At 61.7% G+C, this 12917-nt stretch carries 10 protein-coding genes; 9 read left to right on the top strand and 1 reads right to left on the bottom strand.

The features are described from left to right. Positions 1-168: 168 nt before the first annotated feature. From R2R70_RS04860 to R2R70_RS04850, 3 genes are all read left to right on the top strand, one after another. The gene (locus R2R70_RS04860; protein ID WP_279838748.1) at positions 169-1956 is read left to right on the top strand and encodes a sodium:solute symporter family transporter; all 1788 of its coding nucleotides are present in this window, start codon (positions 169-171) and stop codon (positions 1954-1956) included. A 361-nt stretch (positions 1957-2317) separates the two neighbouring features. Next, positions 2318-3010: an oligogalacturonate-specific porin KdgM family protein gene (locus tag R2R70_RS04855; RefSeq protein ID WP_107334572.1), complete on the top strand. Its 693-nt coding sequence runs from the start codon at positions 2318-2320 to the stop codon at positions 3008-3010. Positions 3011-3164: 154 nt separating this feature from the next. Then, a complete protein-coding gene (locus tag R2R70_RS04850; RefSeq protein WP_107334573.1) occupies positions 3165-4880 on the top strand; it encodes a sodium:solute symporter family transporter in 1716 nt (571 codons plus the stop codon). A 39-nt stretch (positions 4881-4919) separates the two neighbouring features. On the opposite strand, the gene R2R70_RS04845 is transcribed toward R2R70_RS04850, so the two are convergent. Next, positions 4920-5957 carry a LacI family DNA-binding transcriptional regulator gene (locus tag R2R70_RS04845; RefSeq protein WP_107334574.1) on the bottom strand — a complete coding sequence of 346 codons (1038 nt, stop codon included), beginning with the start codon at positions 5955-5957 and terminating at the stop codon, positions 4920-4922. A gap of 162 nt (positions 5958-6119) precedes the next feature. Here R2R70_RS04845 and ltnD point away from each other — a divergent pair, with 162 nt between their 5' ends. From ltnD to R2R70_RS04815, 6 genes are all read left to right on the top strand, one after another. Next, the gene (gene ltnD, locus R2R70_RS04840) at positions 6120-7058 is read left to right on the top strand and encodes an L-threonate dehydrogenase (RefSeq protein ID WP_107334575.1); all 939 of its coding nucleotides are present in this window, start codon (positions 6120-6122) and stop codon (positions 7056-7058) included. Next, complete coding sequence (otnK, locus tag R2R70_RS04835) at positions 7058-8410, top strand: 3-oxo-tetronate kinase (protein ID WP_107334576.1); 1353 nt, start codon at positions 7058-7060, stop codon at positions 8408-8410. The genes ltnD and otnK overlap by 1 nt, the downstream gene beginning before the upstream one ends. Continuing rightward, positions 8407-9060, top strand: coding sequence for a 3-oxo-tetronate 4-phosphate decarboxylase (otnC, locus tag R2R70_RS04830; protein WP_107334577.1), 654 nt, complete (start codon positions 8407-8409; stop codon positions 9058-9060). Before otnK ends, otnC begins: the two co-directional genes overlap by 4 nt. Positions 9061-9098: 38 nt before the next feature. Then, positions 9099-9893, top strand: coding sequence for a 2-oxo-tetronate isomerase (gene otnI, locus R2R70_RS04825; protein WP_107334578.1), 795 nt, complete (start codon positions 9099-9101; stop codon positions 9891-9893). A gap of 315 nt (positions 9894-10208) precedes the next feature. After that, on the top strand, positions 10209-11204 hold the full coding sequence (gene denD, locus R2R70_RS04820) for a D-erythronate dehydrogenase (RefSeq protein ID WP_107334579.1): 996 nt from the start codon (positions 10209-10211) through the stop codon (positions 11202-11204). 162 nt (positions 11205-11366) lie between these two features. Beyond that, positions 11367-12743 carry a GntP family permease gene (locus R2R70_RS04815; protein WP_107334580.1) on the top strand — a complete coding sequence of 459 codons (1377 nt, stop codon included), beginning with the start codon at positions 11367-11369 and terminating at the stop codon, positions 12741-12743. Positions 12744-12917: the final 174 nt, after the last annotated feature.

Below are 12917 nucleotides of genomic sequence, written 5' to 3'. Positions count from 1 at the left end.
GTTGGAACGATCTAGTTGGATCGATCCAGCCGGAGCGTTTCAAGTTCGAGCGATCGTCCCACCAGTCATCAGCAGAACCTCTGGCCCAGGGAAGGGGCCAGAGCCAGGCGCGCACTGCCGGGTGCGCAACAACAACGACAAGACAGATAAAGACAAGAGTGCATCGCCATGAATCTGGATCTGGATACTGCCGTCATCGGCATCTACTTTCTCTTTCTGATCGCCATAGGCTGGCTGTTCAGAACCTTTACCTCGAGCACCAGTGACTACTTCCGCGGTGGCGGCAAGATGCTGTGGTGGATGGTCGGCGCGACCTCCTTCATGACCCAGTTCAGTGCCTGGACCTTCACCGGTGCGGCGGGCAAGGCCTATAACGATGGCTTTGCCGTGGCGATCATCTTCATGGCCAATGCCTTCGGCTACCTGATGAACTACCTGTATTTCGCGCCGCGTTTCCGACAGCTGCGCGTCATCACCGTGATACAGGCGATCCGACAGCGCTTCGGTGCCGTCAACGAGCAGGTCTTCACCTGGTCTTCCATGCCCACCAGCATCATCAATGCGGGTATCTGGCTCAATGGCCTCGCCATCGTGACCTCAGGTCTGTTCGGTTACGACATGGAAACCACCATCATCGTGACCGGGCTTGTCGTGCTGGTGATGTCGGTGACGGGCGGCTCCTGGGCGGTCATCGCGTCCGATTACATGCAGATGGTCATCATCATGGCCGTCACCATCACCTGCGCCATCGTGGCCGTGATTCATGCCGGCGGGCCGACCCAGGTCGTGGATGACTTTCCGGTCGACTTCCTGATTGGCGGTGACATGAACTATCTGTCGCTGTTCGCGCTGTGGGGGTTCTTCATCTTCATCAAGCAGTTCAGCATCACCAACAACCTGCTCAATTCCTATCGCTATCTGGCGGCGAAAGACTCGAAGAATGCGCGCAAGGCCGGTCTGCTGGCCTGTGTCCTGATGACCATGGGGCCGTTCATCTGGTTCATGCCCAGCTGGTTCATGGCCAATGAAGGGGTGGACCTGTTCGCGATGTATCCCGAGGCAGGTGCCAAGGCGGCCGATTTTGCCTACATGAGCTTCGTCAGTCTCTACATGCCTGCCGGGATGCTGGGGCTGTTGGTGGCCGCGATGTTCGCCGCGACCATGTCCTCGATGGATTCCGGCTTGAATCGCAACTCCGGCATCTTCGTGAAGAACTTCTATGAGGTCGTGCTGCGTCCCAAGGCGTCTGAAAATGAACTGCTGCTGATGTCGCGCCTGTCTTCCACCGTCTTCGGCCTGGCGATCATCGGCTTTGCTCTGTTCATCAACTCCCTGAAAGGGTTGAGCCTGTTCGACGCCATGATGTACGTCGGTGCCTTGATCGGTCTGCCGATGACCATCCCCGGTCTGCTCGGCTTCTTTATCCGCAAGACACCGGACTGGGCAGCATGGGCCACCCTGGTGGTCGGTGGCCTGGTGTCCTATCTGGTCGGTTTCGTGATGACACCGGACTTCATCGTCGACACCTTCGGCCTGGAGGCGGACCTGACCTCGCGTGAGTGGAGTGACATGAAGGTGGCGGTCGGCATCATGGCGCACACCGTGATCACGGCAGGCTTCTTCGTGATGACCACGCTGTTCTACCGCGGTCTTTCGGCTGAACGCGAAGCGGAAGTCGCAACCTTCTTCACCAACCGTGACACGCCCGTCATCAGCGATGACGAGGAACACCGCAGCGTCGACAATCGCCAGCGCAACATTCTCGGCTACCTGATTCTGGTCGCTGGACTTGCCGTGATGCTGATGTTCCTGGTGCCCAATCCCTTCTGGGGACGCATGGTCTTCGTACTGTGTGGCGGCATCATCGTGGCAATCGGTCTGCTGCTGGTGACTTCCATTGACAGGAAGTCTCACCCCAAGGAAGAGAGCCTGGTCGGCGAAGGCAGCACGCGCTGAGACACCATGAGTGAGGGGGAGCGGCGCTGGCATCTGGTGCCACGTCGCTCCCTGACCTCGCACTCGTCTTCGTCACTCCTTTGCCAGCCGCTTGTCACTCGCTTGCTGCCAATCTGGCACCCCGAACCCGAATCTCCCTCTCTGCTCGGTCAACGCCAATGACCACGTCAGCAGAAGAGTCGATGCGCCCTTTGCGCCATCGGCAGGGGATTCTGCGGCCTGCATCTGGCGTCTGGATCGATCCAGGACGCCGATGCCAACACAGGGCAACCCACGCGCTAGCCAATGCCGGGCTCGCGACAGGACGCAGGTTGCCTGCAAGTCAATTGACTGACTCCCCATAAAAACAAAGAGGTACGCCATGAAACACTACAACAAGATCTCCCTTTCAATTGCCGCACTGGTATTCACTACCAGCGCCCAGGCTGTGACATTGGATATTCGTCATGAATACAAGCATCACGCCAAACAACATGCCACCCGAGTCAAGGTGAGTGATTCCATCGACAACTTCTATTATGGGCTGGAATCCAAGTTTGCCTCGGAAAAGCGCGACGATGGTTCGCAACCTGCGATGGGAAATCTGCAGCGCGGTGACAGTGAGATTGATTGGGGCTTCAAGTTCAAGCTGGACAAGAACTGGTATATCCAACCAGGCATGCCCATTGCCTTCGGGGACGGCAAGTACACCCTCAAGCCCCAGCTACGCATCGGCTACAAGGCCAGCAGTATCCCGCTGACCACGGCGCTGCGCTACCGTCGTGAATATGCCAACTACAGTGAAGACTTCAATGATGATTATGAACAGAACAAGATCACCTTCACCATGTCCTACAAGCACGGCAAGAATAAATATTGGCTAGAGGCCAATTATTATCGCAATGAAGACAAGGATATCTACAACAATACCCGCGAGAACTACGACTATATTCTGAGTGCCGGGCGGCGCATGGGGTCATGGTTCCCGTATATGGAGTTGGCGGATGTCAGTTCCAGCTCCAGTTCCGATACGCGTCAGCTCAAGACGCGTGTTGGCCTGAAATATTATTACTGATCATGAATTGCTAGATAGATGAGCGCGCAAATCTTGCGCGCCCGGCGAATGTATCATGCCTCATGATGAGGAAGGGCACTCTCGAGCCCCTGAATGCGCGGGTTCGAGAGTGCGGAAATGCGCGTTGGCACGGGAATGATCGGCAGGGAGCCACATGACACAGCTGGATAAAGTTGCATTGTTCTTTTCCGTCGTCCTGATCGTGCTGACCATTCTGGTCTATCGACGTCGCAGTCAGACCCCGGACAGCTTCATCCGGGGAGGTGGCAACGTGCCCTGGTGGATGGCGGGAAGTACCGCGTTCATGACGCAGTTCTCCGCCTGGACCTTCACCGGCGCCGCCCAGAAGGCCTACGAGGATGGCTTTGCCGTGCTGGTGATCTTCTGGGGCAATGCGCTGGGCTTTCTGCTGGCGGCGCTGTATTTCGCGCCGCGTTTTCGACGGCTGAGAGTCAGCACCTATTCCGACATTCTGGAGCTGCGTTACGGCAAGACGACGCAGCTCGTGTATGTCATCAGCCAGATCCTTCTGACGCTGATGACCGCCTCGATCGGGCTCTATGGCGTCTCACTGTTCCTGAGTGCGGTCTTCGGTCTCTCGGTGGTGAGCATCGCCGTGCTGATCGGCAGTCTCATCATCGCCATTACCCTGGTGGGCGGCGTGTGGATCGTCTCGGCCAACAATTTCATCCAGATGATGCAGTTGGCGATTCTCACCCTGGTCATTGGTGGCTTCTGTCTCACGCTGATGTGGAGCGGATCGTTGAGCTTCCCGGAGTCGAACAGGGACTTCTGGATCGGCAGTTCTCACAACAGCCTGCTCATCATGGGTATCTGGTCACTGGCCATGCTGGTCAAGCAATGCATCAGCATCAACAACGCCACCTCCAGCTATCGCTTTCTGACCACGGCCGATGATGGCGAAGCGCGCAAGGCGGCAGGACTCGCCTCGATCCTGTTCGTGGTCGGCCCCGTCACCTGGTTTCTGCCGCCCTGGTTGCTGGGCACGGCGGGCATCGACCTGGCGGCACGCTATCCTGAGCTTGGCAATGACGCGGCCAATGTGGCCTATGTGCACTTCATCATCCACTACCTGCCGTCGGGCGTACTGGGACTGGTGATCGCCGCCATGCTGGCGGTCACCATCGCGCCCATCACCACCGCTTTCAATCGTGACGCCGGCGTGATGATGCGACTCCTGATGCCCGTGCTCAAGCAGACCTCCAGCCTGGCGGCGCGACTGGTGCAGATCGGGCGGATGTTCGGGGTCGTCCAGGGCATCATCGTCATCCTGTTCGTCATCGGCCTGAGTCGGCTCGAGATGGTGAGCCTCTTCGACATCATGATCATGTTCGGCGTCCTGCTGCAGATGCCACTGGCGCTGCCGGCGCTGATGGTGCTCTTCAGGACGGGAGCGCCGGATTGGGCCGGGTGGGGCAGTGTCCTGATCGGGGTCACGGTCACGCTCGGCAGCTATCTCTGGCTCGACATGGCGACACTGCAACGCCTGCCCTGGATTGCCGGCTTCCCGCCTGAACAGCTGGTCGATATCAAGCTGGCCATCTCGCTGGTCATCCAGATCGCGAGTGTCGTCGGCTTCCTGTTCCTCGCCCGCTATCTGTACGCGCCACGACGCCCACTCTCACGTGCGCGACGGCTGGCGGAGTTCTTCGCCAACCTCAAGCGTCCCGTCAGTCCTCCGCCCTCCGAAAGCGAATCCCGTCGTCGAATCAGCCTGCCATCGCGCCTGCTGTGTGTCGCTGCGTTGCTGTCGGTGGCGCTGGCCGTCTTCTCCTCCACGTTGGCGGGCCTGGCTGTCTTTCTCTGTGTCGCGCTGGGACAGCTGATGATGGCGTGGCTGATGCGCTGAACTGGCGTGGCCTCAGTCCATGATCAGTATGATCAGTGTTCAGGTGCTGCCACCGACCCGCAGCGTGAACCCCAGGTCGTGGCTCAGTTCTCCGACGGGTTCACCATTGATGCGCGCCAGCAGCTTGCGCGCTGCCATGCGGCCGATCTGCTCCCGCGGTGAGACGATAGTGGTGAGGCGCGGCGTGACATGCTCCCCGATCGGCAGGCCATTGAAGCCGGCGATGGCGATGTCGTCCGGGATACGTACGCCAAGCCGCGCGGCGGCAAGAATGGCACCGCAGGCCATGTCATCGTTGGCGAAGTGGATGGCGTCGCAGTCAGGGAATGTCGCTTTGATACGCTCAAGCGCCTGAGCACCGCTGGTCATCTGTTGACGCACGGGCAGGTCGAGCAGGGGGGCGTCCTCGATGCCGGCCGCTGCCAGCGCCTCACGGTGCCCGGCATAGCGCATCGCCGCGCGATAGTCGCGATCGAGCTCGGCACCGGCGAAGTGGATCGTGCGATACCCGCGTGCCAGCAGGTGCTCGGTCATGGCGCGTCCGGCGGCGACATGATCCATCCCCACGTTCAGATCCAAGCCTTCCCCCAGCTCCATGATCTCCACGATCGGCTGATTCCAGTTCTCCAGTATCTGGCGCGTCGCATCGTCATGGCGCAGTCCCGTCACCACCAGGCCCGCGGCCGACCAGCCCAGAAAGGTACGGATCAGCTGGGTTTCCCGAGCCAGATCGTAATCCGTCTTGCCCAGCAGCAGCTGATAGCCGTGTGCCTCGAATTCGTCCTGCAGGCCCTTGATCACATCGATGAACACCACGTTGGACAACGAGGGCACGATCACCGGAATCACGCGACTGGAGGCCGAGGCCAGGCTGCCGGCAATCATGTTGCGCACGTAGCCGACCTTCTCGATGGCCGCTTCGACCTTGATGCGGGTCGCTTCGCGCACGCTGTCGGGGCTATTGAAGTAGCGCGAGACGGTGATCGAGGAGACCCCGGCTTCCCGGGCCACGTCATTCAGGGTCGGCTGCATGGCGCCCTTGCGGCTGCGGCGGGGAGATGATGGTGGATTAGACATATGTCGCGTTTTCTCATTTGCCGCTTGTCGTGGCTTGGAGCCTAATCTATTAATGATGTTAGCGCTAACATGGTAGCGCTAACATTCAGTGAAGTGCTGATCGGTGTGCCGCATGAGGTCGCCTTGATCATCACTTGAAACAGCTTCCGCGGGAGATGCGAGATGACAGCAGCAACGACTTCACCAGTGATCGGCCTTGTCGGCCTCGGCGCGATGGGAATGGGCAGTGCGCGCGCCATGCTGGAAGCAGGCCTGGACGTGATCGGCTGTGATATCTCGCCCGCCGCCTGTCAGGCCTTCGAAGCGGCGGGTGGCCGCGCCGTTGCCTCGCCGCTGGAACTGGCGGCCGAGTGTCAGGTGGTGGTGCTGGTCGTGGTGAATGCCGATCAGGTCGAGCAGGTGCTGTTCGGGGCGCAGGGAGAGGGCGGCCTGGCCGAGCAACTCGCGCCGGGTAGCCTGGTGATCCAGTGCGCCACCGTGGCGCCGAGCTTCGCGCGTGATCTGGAAACCCGTCTGAACGGCATGCAGCTTGAGTTGCTCGATGCCCCGATCAGCGGCGGCGCCGTCAAGGCACGCAGTGGTGAGCTGTCCGTGATGTCCTCCGGCAGTGAAGCGGCTTACGTCAAGGCGGAACGCGTGCTGGCGGCGATGGCAGCCAATGTCTATCGGCTGGGCGACTGCGCCGGCCCGGGCTCGAGCGTCAAGCTGGTCAACCAGCATCTCGCCGGCGTGCACATCGCGGCGGCGGCAGAAGCCATGGCGCTGGGCATGAGCATGGGGATCGACCCCGACACCCTCTATGACGTCATCACCCATTCCGCGGGCAATTCCTGGATGTTCGAGAATCGCGTGCCGCACATCCTCAAGGGCGATTACACGCCGCTGTCGGCCGTCGACATCTTCGTCAAGGACCTGAACATCGTGCACAGCACCGGGCGCGAGCTGAAGCTTGCCATGCCGGTGGCCAGCAGTGCCCTGCAGCAGTTCACCGCCGCCAGTGGCGCAGGTTTCGGGCGCGAGGACGACTCGGCCGTCATCAAGGTCTATCAGCGTCTCGGCAGCTTCAGCCTGCCGGCCGCGAATGATGAAGGAGCGCAGTGATGCCGATCGTACTGGGCGGAATCGCCGATGACTTCACCGGCGCGACGGATCTTGCCAACAACCTGGTACGTGCCGGCATGCGCACCGTGCAGGTGATCGGGGTACCCCAGGACGCGCTGCAGGAAGGGGCGGCGAACGGGCTGGATCTGACTGAGGTCGACGCCGTGGTGGTCGCGCTCAAGTCGCGCAGCTGCCCGGTGGATCAGGCGATCAGTGAATCCCTCGCGGCGCTTGAATGGCTGAAAGCCCAGGGCGCGCGCCAGCTGTTCTTCAAGTACTGCTCGACGTTCGATTCCACGCCCGAGGGCAACATCGGGCCGGTCGCCGATGCCTTGCTGGCGGCCTTGTCCGCCACGCAGACGGCCTTCGTGCCGGCGTTCCCGATCAACGGGCGCAGTGTCTATCAGGGCCATCTGTTCGTCGGCGACCGCCTGCTCAATGACAGCGGCATGCAGCATCATCCTCTCAACCCGATGACCGATGCCGACATCGTGCGCGTGCTGTCACGCCAGACCCCGCATGGGGTGGGGCTGCTCGATCACGCCACTCTACGCCGCGGCGCGCAGGCAGCCCGTCAGCGTCTGGACGAGCTTGCCCATCAAGACGTGCGTCATGTGGTCTGTGACAGTCTCGATGAGCAGGATCTCGAGGTACTGGCCGAGTCACTGGTCGATCACGCGCTGGTCACTGGTGGCTCTGGCCTCGCGCAGGCCTTGCCTGCCCAGTACCGCCGCAAGGGCTGGCTTGAGCCGATCGATGATGCGGCGGTGCTGGCCCCGGCGCAGGGCGCCGCGATGGTGCTGTCCGGCAGTTGTTCTCGCATGACGCTCAAGCAGGTGGCGCACTTCACGCAGCAGCATGCTGCCTTCGCGCTGGATCCCGTCAAGCTCAACGCGAGCGATGCCCACTTCGAGGCGGCGCTGGGCTTCGCCCGTGAGCAACTGGCGGCGACGGACCCCAAGCCATTTCTGATCTACGCCTCGGCCGAGCCGGAAAGCGTCAAGGCGGCGCAGGCGTCACTGGGCGTCAAGCAGGCCGGTGAGCTCATCGAGTGCGCCCTGGCCAGTCTGGCCAGCACGCTGGTTGGAGAAGGCGTCGGGCGCCTGCTGGTGGCGGGGGGAGAGACCTCCGGCGCGGTGGTCTCGGCACTCGACATCCGTGAGCTGCGTATCGGCGGTCAGATCGACCCCGGCGTGCCCTGGACACAGGCACCGCACCCGGCCGCCGGCCCCTCGCAGCCGGAGGCGATGCTCTCGCTGACACTCAAGTCCGGCAACTTCGGGGGCGAAGACTTCTTTACCCGGGCATTCGACGTGCTGGATGCCATGAATCCTCGCGAGGAGAACGCATGAGTCAGTCACAGCACGACATCAACGTGTTGCGTGAGCAGATCGCCACTTACGGCAAGTCACTGTTCGACCGCGGCCTGACCATGGGGTCCAGCGGCAATATCAGCCAGCGGCTGGACGATGGCGGCTGGTTGATGACGCCGACCAATGCCTGCCTGGGGCGCCTGGATCCGGCGCGCATCTCGCGCCTCGATGCCCAGGGCGTGTTGATCGATGGCGATGCGCCGACCAAGGAGCACTTCCTGCATCGCGCCATGTATGACGAGCGCCCGCAGTCGGGTGCCATCGTCCACCTGCATTCGACCCACTCGGTGGCGGTGTCCTGCCTGCCGGACGTGAATCCCTGCGAGTGCATTCCTCCGCTGACGGCCTATTACGTGATGCGGGTCGGCAAGCTGCCGCTGGTGCCTTACTACATGCCGGGCGACCCCGCGTTGGGCGATGCCGTGCGTGGCCTGGCCGGCAAGCACTGCGCCGTGTTGCTGGCCAATCATGGCCCGGTAGTGGCTGGAAAGACGCTGGAAGCGGCGGTCTATGCCACGGAAGAGCTTGAGGAAACCGCCAAGCTGTTCCTGCTGCTGCAGGGCAAGAACCCACGTGGGATGACCCCGGAACAGGTGGCGGAACTCGAAGCCAGGTTCGGGCGCCCCTGAGTGATGACGTCTTCGTCTGTGAAATCCAAGGATCTGACATGACCCGATTGGCCGCCAATCTCAGCATGCTGTTCACCGAGCATGACTTTCTCGATCGCTTCGCGGCTGCGGCCGAAAGCGGTTTTCGCGGGGTCGAATATCTCTTCCCCTATGCCTATTCCCCGGAAGAATTGCGCGCAAGGCTCGATGAGCACCAGCTGTCGCAGGTGCTGTTCAATCTGCCGCCGGGCGACTGGGAGGCCGGTGAGCGTGGCCTGACCTGCCTGCCGGGGCGCGAGGAGGAGTTTCGGGCCTCGGTGGCCGAGGCGATCCGCTATGCCCAGGCGCTTGATTGTCCGCGCGTGCATGCCATGGCGGGCCTGGTGCCGCAGGGCGCGGATGACGCCATGCGCACGCGCTGCACCGAGACCTATATCAGCAACTTGCGTTACGCCGCCGCCGAGCTTGAGAAGGTCGGCAAGACACTGCTGATCGAACCGATCAACCCGCGCGACATGCCCGGCTTCTATCTGAGCGGCCAGGCGCAGGCACGCGAGATTCTCGCCCAGGTCGGCGCCGCCAACCTCAAGGTGCAGTTCGATCTCTATCACTGCCAGATCGTCGAGGGCGATCTGATCCGCAACCTGGAAGCGCAGTTCGCGCATATGGGCCATGTGCAGATCGCCGGCGTGCCGGACCGTCACGAGCCGGATGTCGGGGAAGTGCATTATCCGGCGCTGTTCGACCGGATGGAGAGTCTGGGTTACGACGGCTGGATCGGCTGTGAATATCGTCCACGGGGTGAGACGCGCGCAGGCCTCGGCTGGGGTCGTGAGCATGGTCTGACGCCCTGAATCTGATTCAGAGGGCTCGCCCGGCGAGGGCCAAGGGTTTGGGGCAGGTGACTGCGCCGGGCGAGCGTTTAAGGATCAGTAGCAAAAAATTATTGGTATGTATTTCAGACCAGAGTGTGCGGAAAAGATGAAAGAATTGAGTGAGTGACGCCCTTTTAGTCGCATATACCTTCTTCCCATTGCTACTGAAGAGCGTGAAGCGCTATTTTCTCATCCCTTCTGGTCTGGTTGTTGTACCACTTGAGGGCTGCTGCTGAGTGATCTGCCCATGCGGCAAGCCTACCTACGCCAGAACACAAAAGTGGAGTCCACACGATGCACGTCATGATTACCGGCGCCGCCGGATTTCTCGGTCAGCGCCTGACCGAGGCCTTGATCGACAAGGGCAGCCTGAAGGGGCAGCCATTGTCACGCTTGACCCTGCTGGATCAGATCGAGGCGCCACGTCCCGAGGCGGCGTCATGTCTGGCAGTCGAACCGGCCACCTCGCTGGATATCGAGATCGTGGCAGGCGATATCGCCGATGCCGAGGTGCTTGATCGCTGCCTGGTGGGCGAGCCGCAGGTGATCTATCACCTGGCAGCCGTGGTCAGCTCGGCAGCCGAGGCGGACCTGGCGCTCGGCATGCGCGTCAACTTCGACGCGACTCGCCTGCTGCTGGAAGGCTGTGCGGCGCGTGGATTGCGCGACACTCGGCTGGTGATGGCCAGCTCGGTCGCCGCCTACGGAGGCGATCTCCCCGAGACGCTGAGCGACATGACCGCGCTGGTGCCGCAGAACTCCTACGGCACCCAGAAGGCGATGTCGGAACTGCTGATCAATGACTACAGCCGTCGCGGGTTGGTGGATGGCTGCGTGCTGCGTCTGCCCACCATCATCGTGCGCCCCGGGCGTCCCAATGCGGCAGCCTCGAGCTTTGCCTCCTCCATCCTGCGCGAACCGCTCAATGGCGAAGCCGCCATCTGCCCGGTACCGAGCGAGCTCGAGATGTTCGTGATGTCGCCCCGTCGGGTGGTCGCGGCCCTGATCAAGGGCGCGGAGGTGCCGAGCGCGGACTTCGGCCTCTCTCGCTGTTTCATGCTGCCGGGCATCACCGTCAGCGTCGCGTCAATGCTCGCGGCGCTCAAGGATATCGCCGGTGAGCAGGCGCTGGCACTCGTCAGGCATGAGCCTGACCCGCGTATCACCGACATCGTCGGTAGCTGGCCGGCGCGCTTTGACACCCGCAAGGCGCGTTCGCTGGGCTTCGTCGGCGATGCCGACCTGCACGAGATTCTCAATGCGTATCGCGACGAGAGCGCCATCGCCTAGCCAGCGTCTGGTCCTCTCACCCAGGACGAGCTCGCCAGACACCTTTGCCAGACCTGCTCGTCACTTCAGTACGTCAATAACAACGATCGGCGTCATGCCAGCCGGCAGCGCCGACACCGCATACCTGCGCCACACAATAACAAACTACAGGAGTAGCACCCCATGACAGACGCCGCCGTCGCGGGGCCACAGGTCATCATCGGCCTGGGCATCGCCATCTTCGTCATGATCTATCTGGTATTGAAAACCCGCGTGCATGCCTTGCTGGCCTTGATCATCGCCGCCTCGCTGGCGGGGTTGATCGGTGGCATGCCGCCCAATGAGGTCATCAGTGCCATTACCACCGGTTTCGGCAAGACGCTTTCCACCATCGGTCTCGTGATCGGCTTCGGCGTGATGATGGGGCGTGTTCTGGAAGTGACCGGTGCCGGGCAGCGCATGGCCTACGCCATCCTCAACCTGCTGGGCAAGAACAAGGAAGAGGCCGCGATGGCACTGACGGGCTACATCGTCTCCATCCCGATCTTCTGTGATTCGGCCTACGTCATCCTCAACCCGCTGGTGCGTTCACTGGCGCGCAACAGCGGACGTTCGGTGATCGGTCTGGGCATCGCGCTGGCGGCTGGCTTGATCATCACCCACTCGAGCGTGCCACCGACCCCGGGCCCGCTGGGCGTGGCCGGCATCTTCGGTGTCGACATCGGTCTGATGATCGGCTGGGGCCTGGTGATTACCGCGCCGGCGCTGATTGCACTGGTGATCTATGCCCGCCTGATGGGCCCGCGTATCGAGGCGATGCTGGAAGCCCAGCCGGGGGGCTTTGAAGGTAGCGTCAAGCATGACACCGACAGCATGATGCCTGAATCGGAGCTGCCGTCCCTGCTGATGTCCTGCATGCCGATCGGCCTGCCCATCGCGCTGATCTTCCTCAATACGCTGGTCGGTGCCGTGATGGGCGATACCAGCAATGCGCTCACCAGCACCATCGCCTTCGTCGGCAACCCGGTGATCGCCGTGGGCATCGGGGTGCTGGTCGCCATCTATGGTCTGATGCCGAAGACCCCCAAGCAGGAAGTGTTCGATCATCTGGAAAAGGGTGTCGAGACGGCGGGTATCATTCTGCTGGTCACCGGTGCCGGTGGTGCGCTGGGCTCGGTACTGCGTGCCAGTGGCGGCGGCGATTACATCGCCATGCAGGTGGCGGCACTGGGGCTTCAGCCGCTGTTGATTCCCTTCATCATCGCCACCCTGGTGCGCTTCATCCAGGGGAGTGGCACGGTGTCGATGATTACCGCGGCCTCGATCTCCGCGCCGATCCTGATGGGCATGCCGGACGTCAACATGGTGCTGGCCGCGCAGGCCGCCTGTATCGGCGCGATGTTCTTCAGCTACTTCAATGACAGCTATTTCTGGGTCGTCAATCGCATGCTCGGCGTCAAGAGCACCAAGCATCAGATGCTGGTGCTGACCCTGCCGACGACGCTGGCCTGGGCCATTTCCATCATCACCCTGTTGCTGCTCAACGCCATTGTCGGTTGAACCAGCCAGAGAAATCAGCTTTATCAGGAACGCCGGGCCTCATCGAGGTCCGGTGTTTTCGTTGGATTTTCGTTCACGAGCGAGGTATCAACACGGACATGCGGCGCTTGAACATCTCCGTCAGCGTGGCTTTCAACATTTGCGCATGTGATAAAGAAAGCAGGGCGATTGAAG

The organism is Cobetia sp. SIMBA_158 (assembly GCF_046566945.1).
Lineage (GTDB): Bacteria > Pseudomonadota > Gammaproteobacteria > Pseudomonadales > Halomonadaceae > Cobetia > Cobetia amphilecti.
The sequence above is the reverse complement of the archived record's forward strand: the minus strand, read 5'-3'. Positions and strand labels throughout refer to the sequence as shown.